Source organism: Klebsiella sp. V115_8, assembly GCF_029967715.1.
In the GTDB taxonomy this organism is placed as follows: Bacteria; Pseudomonadota; Gammaproteobacteria; order Enterobacterales; family Enterobacteriaceae; genus Klebsiella; species Klebsiella quasipneumoniae.
Genome location: NZ_JASCAR010000027.1, coordinates 35,189 through 52,809, shown reverse-complemented (window position 1 = coordinate 52,809; position 17,621 = coordinate 35,189). Strand labels below are relative to the sequence as shown.

The window sequence follows — 17,621 nt, the reverse complement described above, 5'->3', positions numbered from 1 at the left end:
ATATCGATAACAAAAGCTATTGGCATACCAGATAGCGCCGGTTGGTCAGTTCCTGCTAAAAGCGTGATCGCGATGGTTTTTCCGCCCCGCCCCGTCGATATGTCCCTTTTCGGTCTGTGATAAACTGCGCCTTACCACGTGAAATCAGGAATCGATGAATGGCTACAATGCTGGATGTCTCAATTCGCGCAGGCGTCTCGAAAGCGACGGTTTCCCGCGTGTTGAACGGCACAGGTCAGGTGAAAGAGAGCACCCGCCAACAGGTATTTAAAGCGATGGAAGAGCTGGGCTATCGGCCGAATTTCCTTGCCCGCTCGCTGGCCAATCAGACCAGCAACAGTATTGGGCTGGTCGTCTCCACCTTTGACGGCTTCTACTTTGGCCGTCTGCTGCAGCAGGCGTCACGCCAGACCGAAGCCTGGGGAAAACAGCTTATCGTCACCGACGGCCATGATACGCCGGAGCGCGAAGAGGAAGCGGTGCAGATGCTCGCCGACCGGCAGTGCGATGCGATCATCCTCTATACCCGGCATATGAGCGAGAAGGCGATCATGTCGCTGATTAACTCGATCGCCATGCCGCTGGTGGTGATTAACCGTGATGTGGCGCAGGCCCGCGAACGCTGCGTGTTCTTCGAACAGCAGGAAGCCGCCTTCCAGGCCGTGGAGTATCTGATTACCCAGGGCCACCGCGATATTGCCTGCATCACCGTCCCGATGCACACCCCCACCGGCCAGGCGCGCCTGCAGGGCTATCGCAACGCGCTGATAAAACATGGTATTGAGTGGGATCCGAGCCGGGTGAAATACGGGGACTCGACGATGACCCGCGGCTACGAGCTGTGCCGGGAACTGCTGGACGAGAAAGCCCGCTTCAGCGCGCTGTTTTCCTGTAACGATGATATGGCGCTGGGAGCGTCTAAGGCGCTGCATCAGGCGGGGCTGCGTATTCCGCAGGATGTGTCGCTGTTTGGCTTCGACGATGCGCCAAGCGCGAAATGGCTGGAGCCGGGGCTGTCGACGGTCTATCTGCCGATCGACAACATGATCACCACGGCTATCGATCAGGCGATCAAGCTTGCTAACCAGCAGCCGATCGAAACGATCCCGCCGTTCACCGGCACGCTGGTGTTGCGTGAGTCGGTGACGACGGGACCTTTTTTTAAATAAGCTCCAAGGCCAGCAGCTCCTGGATGGTCTGGCGACGGCGGATCAGCCGCGCCTTGCCGCCATCAAACAGCACCTCCGGCAGCAGCGGACGGCTGTTATAGTTGGATGACATCGAGGCCCCGTAGGCGCCAGTGTCATGGAGCACCAGATAATCCCCTGGGGCCACCGCCGGCAGCAGACGGGTCTCGACTTTCCCCCCTTCCTGCTGGGTAAAGACGTCCCCGGACTCGCACAGCGGCCCGGCCACCACGGTCTCCACCTGCGGCGCGGCGCTGAGATCGCGGCCATCCGCCGCCAGAGCGGTGATATGATGATAGCTGCCGTACATTGCCGGGCGCATCAGGTCGTTAAAGCCAGCGTCAATCAGCACGAAGTGGCGGCTGCCCATCTCTTTCACGCTGCGCACCTGCGACACCAGCACGCCGGACTCGGCCACCAGGAAGCGTCCGGGTTCAATCTCCAGTTTCACCGGGTGACCCAGATGGGTGGCGATCTGCTCCCGGGCGCGGTTCCACAGGCCATAATAGTGAGCGGTGTCGATGGCCTCTTCGCCCTCGCGGTAAGGAATAGACAGGCCGCCGCCGGCGGAGATGGCCTGCAGATCCTGACCAAAGTCGACAACCTGGCGCACCATCGCGCCGCACACCTGCTCCAGGTGACCATAGTCGACGCCAGAGCCGATATGCATATGGATCCCCACCAGCTGCAGCTGATAGCGACGCATCACTTCCAGCGCCGCCGGCAGGTGGCTGTACCAGATGCCATGCTTGCTGTTCTCACCGCCGGTATTGGTTTTCTGGCTGTGGCCGTGGCCAAAGCCCGGGTTGACGCGCAGCCAGACGCGATGGCCCGGCGACACTTCACCCAGCTGGCTCAGCATGTCGATCGAGCCGGCGTTCACCGGGATCTGTAACGCCTTGACGCGATCGAGGGTCGCCTCGTCGATCAGATCGGCGGTGAAGACAATATCCTCTGGATTCTGCTGCGGATCGTAGCCCGCCGCCAGCGCACGCTCGATCTCCCCCAGCGACACCGAGTCCACCTTCACCCCCTGCTCGCGCATCAGACGCAGAATATGGATGTTAGAGCAGGCTTTTTGCGCAAAACGCACCACATCAAACTGGCTGAGCTGGGCAATCTGGCGGCGAATAATCTGCGCATCATAGACCCAGACTGGGCAGCCAAATTCCGCCGGCAGGCGCAGCAGATTGTCCGCGGTCAGATCGGTATCGGTGGCGTAAAGCGAGTGTGGCATAAGAACTCCGGTGTAGTGCGTGTGTTGGTCGCTGTTTTTTCTGATTACGCCACAGCGCCGGACGAATAAAAAATATCGTTTTATCGCGACTCTATGCAAAAATGATATAGTTCCAGCCGAGCCTCAGGGAGACCGCATGCCAGCCGTCAATTTGCGTCATATCGAAATCTTTCATGCGGTGATGACCGCCGGCAACCTGACCGAAGCCGCGCGGATGCTGCATACCTCCCAGCCCACCGTCAGCCGCGAGCTGGCGCGCTTTGAGAAGGTGCTCGGCCTGCGGCTGTTTGAACGGACCCGCGGTCGCCTGCAGCCAACCGTGCAGGGCCTGCGCCTGTTTGAGGAGGTTCAGCGTTCCTGGTACGGCCTGGACCGCATCGTCAGCGCCGCCGAGAGCCTGCGCGAGTTCCGCCAGGGCGAGCTGTCGATAGCCTGTCTGCCGGTCTTTTCCCAGTCCTTTCTGCCGCTGCTGTTGCCGCCGTTCCTCGCCCGCTACCCGGAGGTCAGCCTGCAGATCGTCCCCCAGGAGTCGCCGCTGCTGGAGGAGTGGCTCTCCGCCCAGCGCCATGACCTTGGCCTGACGGAGACCCTGCATACCCCCGCGGGCACTGAACGCACCCCGCTGCTGACGTTGAATGAAGTCTGCGTGCTGCCCGCCGGCCATCCGCTGGCGGCGCAGACGACGCTGACCCCCGCCGATTTTCAGGGCGAGAACTACATCAGCCTGTCGCGCACCGACAGCTATCGCCAGCTGCTCGACGCCCTGTTCCTTGAGCATCAGGTCAAGCGGCGGATGGTGGTCGAAACCCACAGCGCGGCCTCGATCTGCGCCATGGTGCGCGCCGGCGCCGGGATCTCGGTGGTTAACCCGCTGACCGCCCTGGACTATGCCGATAGCGGCGTGGTGGTGCGCCGCTTCAGCGTCGAAGTGCCGTTTACCGTCAGCCTGATCCGCCCGCTCCATCGCCCGCGATCGGCGCTGGTCGACGCCTTCGTGACGCACCTGCAGCAGAGTCTGCCGCAGATCCTCACGCCGCTGGCGTCGGTTCTGCAGAGAGCATAAAGTTGACCGCGTCCTCAGCGTGGATCGCCGCGGTGTCAAAGACCGGCAGCGGGCTGAGCTCGGCAGGCACCAGCAGGCCAATTTCCGTGCAGCCGAAAATAACCCCTTCCGCCCCCTGCTCCGCCAGGGCGGCAATCACCTGCAGATAATAATCCCGCGACGCCTCGCTGAAGGTGCCGAGACAGAGTTCGTCGAAAATGATCTGATTGATCCGCGCCCGATCGTCGGCCTCGGGGATCAGCGTCTCGATGGCAAACTGCGCCTGCAGACGACCCCGGTAAAAGGTCTGCTCCATGGTATAGCGGGTGCCCAGCAGCGCGACCCGCCGCTGGCCCTTGGCGGCAATCGCCCTTCCGGTGGCGTCGGCGATATGCAGAAAGGGAACCTGGCAGCGGGCGGCGATGGCATCCGCCACCTTGTGCATGGTGTTAGTGCACAGGACAATGCCCTCGGCGCCCGCCTGCTGCAGCCCAACCGCGGCGTCGGCAAGGATCGCGCCGGCGCGATCCCAGTCGCCGGTGGACTGACAGGCTTCAATCTCGTGAAAATCGACGCTATGCAACACCAGTCTGGCGGAGTGCAGCCCGCCCAGTCGCGCCTTCACGCCTTCATTAATCAGGCGATAGTAAGGGATCGTTGACTCCCAGCTCATGCCGCCTAACAGGCCAATGGTTTTCATCTTTTGCTCCTTATGTTGTTTCTGCCAGTGAAACAAACTTGTGATCAACTTTCCACTTCTCTGGCCGCGTATTTCTTTTTCATGAAGAGTGAGATAACTTAAGTGAAACAATGTTTCATTTTAACAACAGGATCGGCAGATGTTTATTTTCCATAAAGACACCACCCTTGAAGACCTTGGCAATGGCGTAACCCGCCGCATTCTGGCCCATGACGGCAAAATGATGGCCGTGGAGGTGAATTTTGCCGCCGGCGCCGTCGGCCCAATGCATAACCACCCTCACGAACAGCTCACCTACGTGCTCTCCGGCGAGTTCGAATTCACCATCGGCGAGGAGACGCGCGTCGTCAGCGCTGGCGATACGCTGTACAAGCAGCCGGGGATCATGCACGGCTGCGTCTGTCTGCAGCCCGGCACGCTGCTCGATACCTTTACCCCCATCCGCGAAGATTTCCTCCAGGGTTAATCCATGTCGAGGGGCGCTTGCCGCCCCCGGTTATCTATCTGTACCTTCGAATAAAATATACCAGCAAAATCATTACCCTGATAATAATATTCCCCGCCTCGCTTACGCTGATATTTCATACTTTTCAGCCCCTCACAAACGCCTAAAATGCTTACCATCTCACCTTTTTGAAACATCGTTTCGACTTTGATCACATTTCCATCCAGATCTGCATGACGCGGAAATAAATCGCAATAAAATGAAATTAAAACGGTGTTTTATAAAAAACAGATCAGCATAAAAAAAGAGCCTGACGGCCCCTCCACGCTGGGCCAGTTAAAACCTAATCCATTCATTAACAAGGATATGTTAACCAGAGGAAGCGTTCAGACTTTTTTGCGTGGTTCGCGGCCAAAGGCCGACAGCGCCGCGTCACCGGATCCGTATTACAACTCGTAAGCCAGGTAGGTATGTATGAATGAAAACAAGCTGCTGGGATTGGCATGGATATCGCCCTATATCATCGGGCTGATTGTCTTTACCGCTTTTCCTTTTGTTTCATCTTTCTTTCTCAGTTTTACTGAGTACGACTTGATGAGTCCGCCGGTATTTAACGGCATTGAAAACTATCGCTATATGTTGACCGAGGATAGCCTGTTCTGGAAATCGATGGGGGTGACCTTTGCCTACGTCTTTTTAACCATCCCCTTAAAACTGGCGTTCGCCCTCGGCATTGCCTTTGTGCTCAATTTCAAACTGCGCGGTATCGGCTTTTTCCGCACCGCCTACTATATCCCGTCGATCCTTGGCAGCTCGGTGGCGATTGCCGTGCTGTGGCGCGCCCTGTTCGCCATTGACGGCCTGCTGAACAGTTTTCTCGCCGTCTTTGGCATCGATGCCATCAACTGGCTGGGGGAACCCTCGCTGGCGCTGATGTCGGTCACCCTGCTGCGCGTCTGGCAGTTTGGTTCCGCGATGGTCATCTTCCTCGCCGCGCTGCAGAACGTCCCGCAGTCGCAGTATGAGGCGGCGATGATCGACGGCGCCTCGAAGTGGCAGATGTTTATGAAGGTCACCGTGCCGCTGATCACCCCGGTGATTTTCTTCAACTTTATTATGCAGACCACCCAGGCGTTCCAGGAGTTTACCGGCCCGTACGTGATAACCGGCGGCGGCCCGACCTATTACACCTACCTGTTCTCGCTCTACATCTACGATACCGCCTTTAAGTACTTCGACATGGGCTATGGCGCCGCGCTGGCGTGGGTGCTGTTCCTCGTCGTGGCGGTCTTTGCGTCGATAGCCTTTAAGTCATCGAAATACTGGGTCTTCTATTCCGCCGATAAGGGAGGCAAAAATGGCTGATATTCAACAGATGGCGCCGGTGATAAGCGACGCCGATCGTGAGGTCGCCCGTACGCTGCGCCGGGAAAAGGTGAGCCGGGTGGTGCGCTACGTCGTGCTGGTGTTCGTCGGCCTGCTGATGCTCTACCCGCTGGCGTGGATGTTCTCCGCCTCGTTCAAGCCGAACCATGAGATCTTCACCACCCTCGGGCTGTGGCCGACTCACGCCACCTGGGACGGGTTCATCAACGGCTGGAAGACCGGCACCGAATACCATTTCGGCCACTATATGCTGAACACCTTTAAGTATGTGATCCCGAAGGTCGTGTTAACGATCATCTCCTCCACCATTGTGGCGTACGGCTTCGCACGCTTTGAGATCCCGTGGAAGAAGTTCTGGTTCGCGACGCTCATCACCACCATGCTGCTGCCGAGCACCGTCCTGCTGATCCCGCAGTACCTGATGTTCCGTGAAATGGGGATGCTGAACAGCTATCTGCCGCTGTATCTGCCGCTGGCCTTCGCCACCCAGGGATTCTTTGTCTTCATGCTGATCCAGTTTCTGCGCGGCGTCCCGCGCGATATGGAAGAGGCGGCGCAGATCGACGGCTGCAACTCCATCCAGGTGCTGTGGTATGTGGTAGTGCCGATCCTCAAGCCGGCCATTATCTCGGTGGCGCTGTTCCAGTTCATGTGGTCGATGAACGACTTTATCGGTCCGCTGATCTACGTCTACAGCGTCGATAAGTATCCCATCGCGCTGGCGCTAAAAATGTCTATCGACGTCACGGAAGGCGCGCCGTGGAACGAAATTCTGGCAATGGCGAGCATCTCCATTCTGCCGTCCATCATCGTCTTCTTCCTGGCTCAACGCTACTTCGTGCAGGGCGTGACCAGCAGCGGAATCAAAGGTTAAGAGGGAAATATCATGGCTGAAGTGATTTTCAACAAACTGGAAAAAGTTTACTCAAACGGGTTTAAAGCGGTGCATGGTATCGACCTGAAGATTGCCGATGGCGAATTTATGGTGATCGTCGGCCCTTCCGGCTGCGCCAAATCGACCACCCTTCGCATGCTGGCGGGTCTGGAGACCATCAGCGGCGGCGAGGTGCGGATCGGCGATAAGATCGTCAACAACCTGGCGCCTAAATCCCGTGGTATCGCGATGGTGTTCCAGAACTACGCCCTCTATCCGCATATGACGGTAAGGGAAAACCTCGCCTTCGGCCTGAAGCTGAGCAAGCTGCCCAAGGCGCAGATTGATCGGCAGGTGGAGGAAGCGGCGAAAATTCTTGAACTGGAGGAGCTGCTGGAACGTCTGCCGCGCCAGCTCTCCGGCGGCCAGGCGCAGCGCGTGGCGGTGGGCCGGGCGATCGTCAAAAAACCGGACGTCTTCCTGTTCGACGAACCGCTCTCCAACCTTGACGCCAAGCTGCGCGCCTCGATGCGCATCCGCATTTCCGATCTGCATAAGCAGTTGAAAAAATCCGGTAAACCGGCGACCACCGTCTACGTTACCCACGATCAGACGGAAGCGATGACCATGGGCGACCGCATCTGCGTGATGAAGCTCGGCCACATTATGCAGGTCGATACCCCGGACAACCTCTACCACCAGCCGAAAAATATGTTTGTCGCCGGCTTCATCGGCGCGCCGGAGATGAATATTCGCCCCAGCCAGCTGGTTGAGCACGACGGCCGCCTGTGCCTTACCCTGGGCGACCAGCGCCTGCCGTTGAACGACCGTCTGGCGGAGAAAGTCGGCGCGTATCAGCATCAGGAGGTGTTCTACGGGGTCCGCCCGGAATTCGTGTCGCTCTCCGACGCGCCGTTCGCCGAAGGCGGCTGCATGGGCGAGATGGTGCGGGTGGAAAACATGGGCCATGAGTTCTTTGTCTATCTGCAGGTCGCGGGCTACGAGCTGACCGCTCGCGTGCCGTCGGACGATGCGAAGCCGATGATAGCTAAGGGACTGAATCGAAAAGTCTATTTCACCTTTGATCTTAACAAGTGTCACATCTTTGACGCCAAAACCGAACAGAACCTCTCTCTGTGAACCCTGGAGCATAACAATGAAAAACGTGCTGATAAGCGCCACCCTCTCCGCCACCCTGGGCCTTAGCGCCTTCTCCTCGCTGGCGCAGGATGTCGACCTGCGTATGTCCTGGTGGGGGGGCAATGGCCGCCATCAGGTGACTCTCAAGGCGCTGGAGGCTTTTCACCAGCAATATCCCGATATCAATGTCAAAGCGGAATATACCGGCTGGGACGGCCATCTTTCGCGCCTGACCACCCAGATAGCCGGCGGCACCGAGCCAGACGTGATGCAGACCAACTGGAACTGGCTGCCGATTTTTTCGAAAAATGGCGAGGGTTTTTACGATCTCAACACTCTGAAAGACGAGATCGATCTCAGCCAGTTCGACGCCAAAGAGCTGCAGTCCACCACGGTCAATGGCAAGCTCAACGGCATCCCGGTGTCGGTCACCGCCCGGGTCTTCTACTTTAACGACGAAGCGTGGAAAAAAGCGGGCATCCCCTTCCCGAAAACCTGGGATGAACTGCTGGCGGCGGGGAAAACTTTCGAAAGCAAACTCGGGAAACAGTACTACCCGGTGGTGCTTGAGCACCAGGACGTGCTGGCCCTGCTCAACTCTTACATGGTGCAAAAATACAACCAGCCGGCCATCGATGAGAAAGGACGCAAATTCTCCTACAGCAAAGCGCAGTGGGCGGACTTCTTCGGCATGTATAAGAAGCTTATCGACAGCCATGTCATGCCGGACACCCGCTACTATGCCTCCTTCGGCAAGAGCAACATGTACGAGATGAAGCCGTGGATCCAGGGTGAATGGGGCGGGACCTACATGTGGAACTCCACCATCAACAAATATTCCGACAACCTGAAGCCGCCGGCGAAGCTGGTGCTGGGGGAATACCCGATGCTCCCCGGAGCCACCGATGCCGGACTGTTCTTCAAGCCTGCGCAAATGCTGTCGATTGGCAAATCGACGAAAAACCCGCAGGCGGCGGCGAAAGTGATTAACTTCCTGCTGAACAGTAAAGAAGGGGTGGATATTCTCGGACTGGAGCGCGGCGTGCCGCTGAGTAAAGCGGCGGTCACCTACCTGACCGAAGACGGGATCATCAAAGCCGACGATCCGGCGGTGTCCGGTCTGAAGCTGGCGCAATCCCTGCCCACCACTCTGCCGGTCTCGCCGTACTTCGACGACCCGCAGATCGTCGCCCAGTTCGGCACTACCCTGCAGTACATCGACTACGGTAAAAAGTCGGTGGAAGAAGCGGCCGAGGACTTCCAGCGCCAGACCGACCGCATTCTGCGCCGCGCGATGCGCTAACCTGCCCGTCGGAAACCTCCCGCGGCGTCCGCCGCGGGAGAGCCTGCCTGAGTATCCTGTCAGAAGAAATATTTAAAGCGCACCCGGGCGCCGTAGCGTTCATCGGGATTCCCACTCTTCGCTGCCGTGGAATCGAGCCACGAGGCATAGGCGCCAAGGTAAATATTGAAGTTCGGCATCGCCATAATATTCGGCAACTGCCAGGAAGTATGCACGGTGTGGATGTCATAGCGCCCCGGCGCGAGGATTGCGCAGTCGTCATCGCACTCGCTGCTCACCCCGGCCATGTTGAACTGGTCGATTTTGTTATGCGCGTAGATATAGCCCAGCTCCACGCGATGCCACAGGGCGTTGATCCCGGCGCTGAAGTCGGTTTCGTCCGCCGCGTCCAGCAGGGCGGTACTCAGATTGACCACCGCCCCGTCCTGCGGATCGCTTTTCAGGGTGTTCCAGCTCATGGTCATCCCGTAGCCGGTACGGTTTGACTGGTCGACCCAGCGCCCGCCCTGGTTCTGATAGCCGTAGGCGTTGTTGACGAGGTTGCTCTCTATCGCCGCCGCCGCCGACCACGCGCCGGACTGCCACACCGCCACCGGCCGCACGTACACCACGTTTTTGCGGTTTTCCAGCGCATTACCGTGATAGTTCTGATCGACAAACAGCGAACTGCCATCCTCCACCAGGGTGTTAACCTCGAAATACCAGTTATCCACCGTTTTGCTGAACAGGAGGTTGCCGCCGCTGCTGCTGCGCCCGCGCCCCTCTTTCATCATGTAAATATAGCCATAGCCGTCGGAATAGAGGTCGTTGGCGGTATTTCCTGAATATTCAATAAAGGTATCCTGATTCAGGGGGAACATATCCCAGGCTTCAAAGCGGCCTATTTTTATTTTCCAGTCATCCTGCTGACCAAAGAAAAATACCGCATCATCGAGATTCATTTTGCCATCCATATCCGCCAGGGGCTGCACGCTGAATCCGGCATATTTCCCGTCGGCGCCATTACGTCTGCCATCGAAACCCAGCAGAATACGGCCATTAATATCCCAACGCTCTTTATCACCGGGCGCCCAGCTTTTATTCGCGCTGGTTTTGACCGACGTCAGGCTGCCGGTGCGGCTGGCGCCATCAAGATTAAATTCGACATCGCCATAAAATTTTAATTCGCCATTGTCGTTTAGCTGCAGGCGCGGCGTAGCCGGCGCCGCGCGGGCGACCGTCGTGGCCTGCTGCTGGCCTTTCAGCGTCTTAATCTCCGCCTCTGCGCTGGCGGCGCGCGCCTCCGTCGCCTTCAGCCGCTGCTCCATTTGCGCCAGCCGATCCTCCAGCGATAACGGCGCCTGCGCCATCGCCTGTGGCAGAGAGAGAGACGTGAGAAAACACCCGACCCAGATTTTATTCATCGGTAAACCCTTTTATTATGAAATGAACTAAATTTGTTATTAATGGGTAATGCACGACGATGCAGGCAATAATAACCCGCCCATCGTCAAAGACGGGTTATTAACGACAACAGCCTTATTATTATTCGAGCTGCCAGGCTCCGGCTTCAGTTAATGCCGCTGAGCCGCTCCAGGCAAATAACGCTAATTCACGGCGGGGAGCCTGCGGGTAGATACGGCTGCTCAGGCAGGCTTCGCCGTCATTGACAAACACCTCCACCGAAGAGCTATCGAAAAATATCCGCAGATTGAGATCCGCCCCCGCGGTCAACGGCACGCTGCGCGTCCCGCACAGGCCATGCTGCGGATAATGCCGCTCCAGCACCAGACGCTGCTGCTGGGCATCCACGTAGAGGCGCAGGCCATCGCCAAAGCGCAGACCATACTGCTCGGCGCTGCTGCGGGCGCAGTTCCAGCGCAGGTTCACCTCCATCGCCTCGCAGTTGTCGACCATCGTGGTCTGCTGATTGTTCAGGGTGCTTACCGGCCACGGGAACCAGGCGCCGCGCAGACTCTCCACTTCTTTCGCCGGGCGCATCTGCAGGCGGTTATCCGCGCTCAGGCTCAGCTCGCGCGGCAGGGAGAGCATGCCCGCCCAGCCGTCCTGCTGCTCCGGCAGCGGTGATTCCCACATATCCAGCCAGCCAATCACGATCCGCCGGCCATCGGGGGTGGCGAAGCTTTGCGGCGCATAGAAATCGTGGCCGTGATCCATCTCTCTGAACTCGCCGTGGCGGACGAATCGCTGCCCCGGCTGCCACTCGCCGATCAGATAGCCGCTCTGGAACAGGTTGCGGTTGCGGAACCCCTCGGCCTGCATCCCCTGCGGGGAAAACATCAGAACGCGTTTGCCGTTGAGGGTGAAGAAGTCCGGGCACTCCCACATATAGCCCATGGCGCTTTCCGCTTCATCCAGCACCCCCACATCCTGCCACTGGCGCAGATCGGCTGAGCGGTACAGCCGCACCTGGCCGGTATCGCCTTCGCGCGCGCCGACGATCATGTACCAGCTGTCTCCTTCCCGCCAGACCTTCGGGTCGCGGAAGTGGTGCATGCCCGGCGGGGTGTCGACCACCATCCCCTGGCGCTCGAAGTGGATCCCGTCCCGGCTGGTGGCCAGACACTGAACCTGATACAGATTGGCTTCGTCGCCCGGATCGCCGTGGAATTTATGCCCGGTGTAAATCAGCGCCAGGGTATCGCCATCGACCACCGCCGAGCCGGAGAAGCAGCCGTCTTTATCCTCCGGCCCCTCCGGCGCCAGGGCCACCGGCAGATGCTCCCAGTGCACCAGATCCTTACTCCGCGCGTGCCCCCAGTGCATCGGCCCCCACTGAGTGGAGTACGGGTGATGTTGATAAAAGGCATGGTACCAGCCGTCGAACCACACCAGACCGTTTGGGTCGTTGATCCACCCGGCGCGTGCCGCCAGGTGATAGTGCGGATACCAGCGCAGATTGAGCGCCTGGCGTTGTGTCTGGAGTACCTGTTCAGCCCTGGAGATTGTGTAAGTCATCATTTTCACTCTTTTTGATTCAGACAGCGGTAGGTTGCGACACCAGCGGATCGGCGGAGGATTTGCCGGAGCGCAACAAGAAGATGGAAATAAAGGTGGTGCAGAACACCAGCAGGCCCATGATCAGATAGGACTGAGCGAAGCCATATTTTTCATAGCTGTAGCCCGCCAGCGGCGACAAAACGCTGGCGATAATCGAGCTGGTGCAGGCGAAGCCCACCAGATAGAGGGTGGAGGAGAGGCGTTTATCGAAGTTGATGCTGTTGTACTTAAAGATAGCCACCAGCAGTATCGGCAGCTCCACCGCGTGCAGCAGTTTAGTGATGGAGATCAGCAGCGGCCCTTCCACCAGGCCGGAGGCCACCATGCGCATCGCCATCACCATGCCGGCGAAAATCAGACCGTTTTTGGCGCCGATGCGGTTCACCAGCCACGGCGCGCAGAACATGCCGGCCGCCTCGAGGAACACCTGGAAGGAGTTGAGGTAGCCATACATCTCATTGCCTTCCTGCAGGGTCGCGAACTGCGATGAGAAATAGACCGGGAACTGCTGGTCATAGACGCCGTAGATGCAGGTGCCGATGACGAAGAAGACCAGCGCCCAGAAGCGCGGCAGCGTCAGCAGGCGCAGCGCATCTTCCAGGGTCACCTTGCCGCCCGAAACCGCCTCCTGCATCGCATGCGGCGCCGAGGAGACGCGCAGCCGCGCCAGCAGGATAAAAAACACCAGTCCGGAACAGCTGGCGACGAGGAAGTTAAGCTGCGGGTTGATGTTAAACAGCAGACCGGCGAAGAAGGTGGCCACCGCCCAGCCCAGCGAGCCCCACATCCGCGCCCTGCCGAATTCAAACTGGCTCTGGCGCGCCACGCGCTCGGTATAGGATTCCAGCACGCCAATGCCGCCGTTAAAGGTCAAGCCGATGTAGATCCCGCCGAAGATGCTGCCCAGCAGGACGTTAATTTTCAGCAGATGGCCGAACAGCAGATACGCCGGACCGGAGAGGATCAGCAGCGCGGTGATATACCAGAGCAGATGTTTGCGCAGCCCCAGCTTATCCTGGATAAAGCCATAGCAAACTTGCGCAAACAGCGCGGAAACCGACAGAACGGCGTAGATGATACCGGTATCGCCGGCCTTCAGCCCGACCTCCTGGTGCAGCCAGATGGAGAGCAAGGAGCCGGATGACGACCAGGTCACGAAAAAGAAAAACAGTAAGGCACTGAGCAACGGGTAGCTGTGTGAGTGATGCGCTTTCATCATGACATTCTCGTGTTAGAGGAATGCAATTATGGTAACGTTAACAAAAAACAAAGCGCAGGGGGATTCGCTGCGATACATGATGTTAATCACAAAAGTTAACGTTAACATAATGAAGATGCGATCGCGATCAAATATTAACCGCGGCAGCGTGGAGGACGAGGCTAGCATAAAATCGTTTCACGCTTTTACATCAGCGACTTAGTTGTATAGCCTGTACTCTGCAGCTATGGCGGAGGAAAAAATGGCGTCCCTGAAAGATGTAGCAAAACTGGCGAATGTATCTCTGATGACCGTCTCTCGGGCGCTGAACACCCCGGAGCGGCTCAAGCCGGAGACGCTGGCCCGCGTGCAGGCCGCCATCGCCGAAACCAACTATGTCCCCGACCTGTCGGCGAAAAAGATCCGCGGGGCGCGGGCCACCCCCAGCACCATCGGCGTGCTGGCGCTGGATACCGTCACCACCCCCTTCTCGGTGGAGATCACCCTCTCGATCGAAGAGACCGCCCGCGCCCACGGCTGGAACAGCTTTGTGGTCAACATGTTTTCCGACGATCGGCCGGAAGCGGTGGTCGACCTGCTCCTCTCCCACCGTCCGGACGGCATTATCTTTACCACCATGGGCCTGCGCCAGGTGCCGCTGCCGGACAAACTGCTGACCCTGCCCTGCGTGCTGGCCAACTGCGAAAGCCTCAGCCAGCCGGTGGCCAGCTATATCCCGGACGATGAGCAGGGTCAGTACGACGCGGTAAAAGCCCTGCTTGCCGCGGGCTATCGTCGTCCGCTGTGCCTGCACTTACCCGCCAGCCAGCTGGCGACAATCCGCCGCCGTCAGGGGCTGGAGCGCGCCTGCCGGGAGGCGGGCATCGAACCGGACAGCCTGACCCACTCGTATATGGCCCAGGGCGATGAGCATTACCACGATATTCCGGGGGTGGTGATGGCGCATATCCGCGAGGGTAAACCCGGCTTTGACTCGGTGATTTGCGGCAACGATCGCATCGCCTTTATGGTCTATCAGACGCTGCTGGGCCAGGGGTTACGCATTCCACAGGACGTGGCGGTGGTGGGATACGACAATATGGTGGGCATTGGCGATCTGTTTCTGCCGCCGCTCTCCACGGTGCAGCTGCCGCACTACGACATCGGGCGCCTGAGCGCCCTGCATATCATTCACGGCGACAACCATCGGGAGACGCGCAAGGTCGCCAGCCCGTGGCTGCCGCGCGCCTCACATTAACGGTTACCGATGTTGCGCAGCTTCTCGCCCGCCATCAGGTTGCGCTCAATGTGCTCGAGGGTGACATTTTTGGTTTCCGGGATCAGCCAGAAGGTGACGCCGATAAAGGCCACGTTGAGCACCGTGTAGAGCCAGAAGGTCCCGGCGGCGCCGATCGCGTCAAGCAGCGTCAGGAAGGTGGCGCCGATGATCATGTTCGACACCCAGTTGGTGGTGGTGGAGCAGGTGATGCCGAAGTCGCGGCATTTCAGCGGCTGGATCTCAGAGCAGAGGATCCACACCACCGGCGCCGCGCTCATCGCATAACCGGCAATACACATCATGGTCATGCCGACGGAAAGCCAGGAGAGGCCGCTGGAGGCGGTGCCATTGTCGAACTGCATCAGGCAGTAGCCGAGCACCAGGGTGCCCAGCGCCATCACGCTGAAACCGATTTTCAGCGCCGGCTTGCGGCCCGCTTTATCCACCGTGAACACCGCGATAAAGGTGGCAAACATAAAGGTCAGGCCCACCACCAGGGTGGCGATCATCTGCTGTTCGGTAGTGGTAAAGCCCGCCATTTTGAAAATACGCGGGGCGTAGTACATGATGATGTTCATGCCGGTGAACTGCTGCATCGCCTGCAGCAGCATGCCAAGGAACACCGCCCGGCGCACGTTACGATTGACCTTGAACAACGCCCAACCGCCCTGCTTCAGCTTCAGGCTTTCGCGGATCTCGTTAAGCTCATCGCGCGCCTTCTCCGAGGTATCGCGCAGCATCCGCAGCACCTCTTCCGCTTCGATATGGCGCCCTTTCTCCGCCAGCCAGCGAGGGCTGTTCGGCAGAAAGACGACCAGAACGATCAGGATCACCGCCGGCAGCGCCAGCACGCCCAGCATGGCACGCCAGTTACCGCTGTAGCTAAAGGCGGTATCGGAAAGAAACGCCAGCACAATGCCGAGGGTCACCATCAGCTGATACATACTGATCATTTTTCCGCGCACGTTCTCGCTGGCCATTTCGGAGAGGTACAGCGGCGCGGTATAAGAGGCGATCCCAACGGCCACCCCCAACACCACGCGGGCCACCAGCAGCACTTCCACGCTGGCGGCAAAAGCGGAGCCGATAGAGCCGGCGACAAAAAGCACGGCCCCCGCCATCAGGCTGTATTTGCGGCCAAGGCGGAACGACAGCCAGCCGTTAAACAGCGCGCCTATCGCCGCCCCCAGCATCATGCTGCTGACCACCCACTCCTGAAGCTGGCTGGATAAGGTGAAGTGGTCGGTTATAAAGGGCAGCGCCCCGGATATCACGCCGATATCCAGGCCAAAGAGCAACCCCGCCACCGCCGCGGCGATAGAAACAAACCAGTTCATCCGCCGAGTGTCACGTTGCGCCCGCGGCGTTAATGCAGAGTCGTTACTGATTGAAGTCATTTTTATTCCTGCCACACAGAGAAAGACATAGGACGAAAGTACGTGACTGGCGGAGGAGTTTGTCAGGCTGGATACGCCAAAGATATGGACTATTTTGCTGGCAAGATGGGTTTTGTGATGGACATTAAACTTTCAAAGTAACAAAAAATTCGTTTCGCATAGTTAATAACCCTGTTCATACAGGGCGGTAACATTCATTCTGCACTCTGGAATATGGACGATCCTCATTTTACGGTATGGACAATAATTGCTCAGACGGCCGGGGCGATGAGTGTCGCGCCGGCCGTCGCCGACGGTTAGCGCGCCAGCCAGCCGCCGTCCACCGCCACCGTGTAGCCATTGATGTAATCGGAGGCTGGGGAAGCGAGGAAGACCACCGGCCCCATCAGGTCGGACGGCAGGCCCCAGCGCCCGGCGGGAATGCGGTCGAGGATTTCGCTACTGCGCTGCTCGTCAGCGCGCAGCTGCTGGGTGTTATTGGTCGCCATATACCCCGGGGCGATGGCGTTGACATTGATATGGTGTTTAGCCCACTCGTTGGCCAGCAGGCGGGTGACGCCCATCACCGCGCTTTTGGACGCGGTATACGACGGCACACGGATCCCGCCCTGGAACGACAGCATCGAGGCGATGTTAATGATCTTCCCGCCGCTGCCCTGGGCGATAAAGTGTTTCGCCGCCGCCTGAGACATGAAAAATACGCTCTTGATGTTGAGGTTCATGACGTCGTCCCAGTCCTTTTCGCTGAACGCCAGCGCGTCCTCGCGGCGGATGAGGCCGGCATTGTTGACCAGAATATCAATATGGCCAAACTCCGCCACCGCCCGCTCCAGCAGCTGAGGGATACCGTCGATCTGGCGCAGGTCGGCGGTCAGGCTGAGAAAGCGGCGTCCCAGCGCCGTCACCCGCTCGATAGTTTCCACCGGCTCGACAATATTGATACCGACAATATCGCAGCCCGCTTCCGCCAGCCCGAGGGCCATCCCCTGACCTAAACCGGTATCGCATCCGCTCACGACGGCCACTTTTCCCTGCAGGGAGAATGCATCAAGAATCATAATGTGTTCCTTAGTCGTTCAGAGCCTGCAGTATGCAGGCAAGGTTCTCTCGGCCCGGCTCGCGCCGGCGGCGCGACTGAGCGTAGGGCGAACTCACGGGCATAGCCCATCATAAAAATAAAACAGAGTTCCGTTTTACTAATGGGTGCCATCTTAGCCCCGCTCCCTGTCATTTTCAATGATATTTAAAACGTCGTTTCATTTTTTATGACGTCGATTACAAAAAAAGAAAAAGCGAACGGATGCGGCAACCCGCGCCGGACAGGAAGCGGTTTTAAAAGAATGATGATTCAACCGGTTGTCTGGAGAGATGGTCGAAGTGAGGCCAGCAGGCCGCGGAAGATGCGGGAATTGCGCTGAACTGCGTGAGACATC

17 protein-coding genes are annotated in these 17,621 nt (G+C 58.5%); 8 read left to right on the top strand and 9 right to left on the bottom strand.

Annotated features, from left to right (window positions below; translation table 11 throughout):
• The first annotated feature begins 167 nt into the window (after positions 1–167).
• Entirely contained in the window at positions 168–1,169 is a 1,002-nt protein-coding gene (locus QLG03_RS11265) for a LacI family DNA-binding transcriptional regulator (RefSeq protein WP_004229436.1), read from the top strand.
• On the opposite strand, the gene lysA is transcribed toward QLG03_RS11265, so the two are convergent.
• Complete coding sequence (gene lysA / locus QLG03_RS11260; protein WP_023290909.1) at positions 1,162–2,424, bottom strand: diaminopimelate decarboxylase; 1,263 nt, start codon at positions 2,422–2,424, stop codon at positions 1,162–1,164. The genes QLG03_RS11265 and lysA overlap by 8 nt on opposite strands.
• Before the next feature lie 136 nt (positions 2,425–2,560).
• Between lysA and QLG03_RS11255 the strand changes: the two genes are divergently transcribed.
• A complete protein-coding gene (locus tag QLG03_RS11255) occupies positions 2,561–3,487 on the top strand; it encodes a LysR family transcriptional regulator (RefSeq protein WP_023290910.1) in 927 nt (308 codons plus the stop codon).
• On the opposite strand, the gene QLG03_RS11250 is transcribed toward QLG03_RS11255, so the two are convergent.
• Positions 3,453–4,166, bottom strand: coding sequence for an aspartate/glutamate racemase (locus QLG03_RS11250; RefSeq protein ID WP_023290911.1), 714 nt, complete (start codon positions 4,164–4,166; stop codon positions 3,453–3,455). The two genes, QLG03_RS11255 and QLG03_RS11250, sit on opposite strands and share 35 nt — an antisense overlap.
• A 139-nt stretch (positions 4,167–4,305) precedes the next feature.
• Here QLG03_RS11250 and QLG03_RS11245 point away from each other — a divergent pair, with 139 nt between their 5' ends.
• The gene (locus QLG03_RS11245; RefSeq protein ID WP_023290912.1) at positions 4,306–4,632 is read left to right on the top strand and encodes a cupin domain-containing protein; all 327 of its coding nucleotides are present in this window, start codon (positions 4,306–4,308) and stop codon (positions 4,630–4,632) included.
• Here the strand turns inward: QLG03_RS11245 and QLG03_RS11240 are convergent.
• Entirely contained in the window at positions 4,629–4,826 is a 198-nt protein-coding gene (locus tag QLG03_RS11240) for a hypothetical protein (RefSeq protein ID WP_064154990.1), read from the bottom strand. The genes QLG03_RS11245 and QLG03_RS11240 overlap by 4 nt on opposite strands.
• A gap of 259 nt (positions 4,827–5,085) precedes the next feature.
• On the opposite strand from QLG03_RS11240, the gene QLG03_RS11235 reads away from it, so the two are divergent.
• From QLG03_RS11235 to QLG03_RS11220, 4 genes are read left to right on the top strand one after another with little or no spacing between them, the layout of a single operon-like run.
• The gene (locus tag QLG03_RS11235) at positions 5,086–5,976 is read left to right on the top strand and encodes a sugar ABC transporter permease (RefSeq protein WP_002915995.1); all 891 of its coding nucleotides are present in this window, start codon (positions 5,086–5,088) and stop codon (positions 5,974–5,976) included.
• Positions 5,969–6,871, top strand: coding sequence for a carbohydrate ABC transporter permease (locus QLG03_RS11230; protein ID WP_023290913.1), 903 nt, complete (start codon positions 5,969–5,971; stop codon positions 6,869–6,871). The genes QLG03_RS11235 and QLG03_RS11230 overlap by 8 nt, the downstream gene beginning before the upstream one ends.
• 12 nt (positions 6,872–6,883) lie before the next feature.
• The gene (locus tag QLG03_RS11225; protein WP_017899248.1) at positions 6,884–8,011 is read left to right on the top strand and encodes an ABC transporter ATP-binding protein; all 1,128 of its coding nucleotides are present in this window, start codon (positions 6,884–6,886) and stop codon (positions 8,009–8,011) included.
• A gap of 16 nt (positions 8,012–8,027) precedes the next feature.
• Positions 8,028–9,314 (top strand): ABC transporter substrate-binding protein, encoded by a 1,287-nt coding sequence (locus QLG03_RS11220; protein ID WP_032453986.1) that lies wholly within the window; start codon positions 8,028–8,030, stop codon positions 9,312–9,314.
• Positions 9,315–9,373: 59 nt separating this feature from the next.
• Here QLG03_RS11220 and QLG03_RS11215 read toward each other — a convergent pair whose 3' ends face one another.
• From QLG03_RS11215 to QLG03_RS11200, 4 genes are all read right to left on the bottom strand, one after another.
• Positions 9,374–10,717 (bottom strand): carbohydrate porin, encoded by a 1,344-nt coding sequence (locus tag QLG03_RS11215; RefSeq protein WP_023290915.1) that lies wholly within the window; start codon positions 10,715–10,717, stop codon positions 9,374–9,376.
• Positions 10,718–10,838: 121 nt separating this feature from the next.
• A complete protein-coding gene (locus QLG03_RS11210; RefSeq protein WP_032429209.1) occupies positions 10,839–12,272 on the bottom strand; it encodes a glycoside hydrolase family 32 protein in 1,434 nt (477 codons plus the stop codon).
• A 19-nt stretch (positions 12,273–12,291) separates the two neighbouring features.
• Complete coding sequence (locus QLG03_RS11205) at positions 12,292–13,533, bottom strand: MFS transporter (RefSeq protein WP_023290917.1); 1,242 nt, start codon at positions 13,531–13,533, stop codon at positions 12,292–12,294.
• Positions 13,534–13,545: 12 nt separating this feature from the next.
• The gene (locus tag QLG03_RS11200) at positions 13,546–13,680 is read right to left on the bottom strand and encodes a hypothetical protein (protein WP_032429210.1); all 135 of its coding nucleotides are present in this window, start codon (positions 13,678–13,680) and stop codon (positions 13,546–13,548) included.
• A gap of 94 nt (positions 13,681–13,774) precedes the next feature.
• On the opposite strand from QLG03_RS11200, the gene QLG03_RS11195 reads away from it, so the two are divergent.
• The gene (locus tag QLG03_RS11195; protein ID WP_032453988.1) at positions 13,775–14,770 is read left to right on the top strand and encodes a LacI family DNA-binding transcriptional regulator; all 996 of its coding nucleotides are present in this window, start codon (positions 13,775–13,777) and stop codon (positions 14,768–14,770) included.
• Here QLG03_RS11195 and QLG03_RS11190 read toward each other — a convergent pair.
• Both QLG03_RS11190 and kduD read right to left on the bottom strand, forming a co-directional pair.
• Positions 14,767–16,188 (bottom strand): sugar porter family MFS transporter, encoded by a 1,422-nt coding sequence (locus QLG03_RS11190; protein WP_004205402.1) that lies wholly within the window; start codon positions 16,186–16,188, stop codon positions 14,767–14,769. The genes QLG03_RS11195 and QLG03_RS11190 overlap by 4 nt on opposite strands.
• A 296-nt stretch (positions 16,189–16,484) precedes the next feature.
• Complete coding sequence (gene kduD, locus QLG03_RS11185; protein ID WP_023290920.1) at positions 16,485–17,246, bottom strand: 2-dehydro-3-deoxy-D-gluconate 5-dehydrogenase KduD; 762 nt, start codon at positions 17,244–17,246, stop codon at positions 16,485–16,487.
• Between the last annotated feature and the right edge of the window lie 375 nt (positions 17,247–17,621).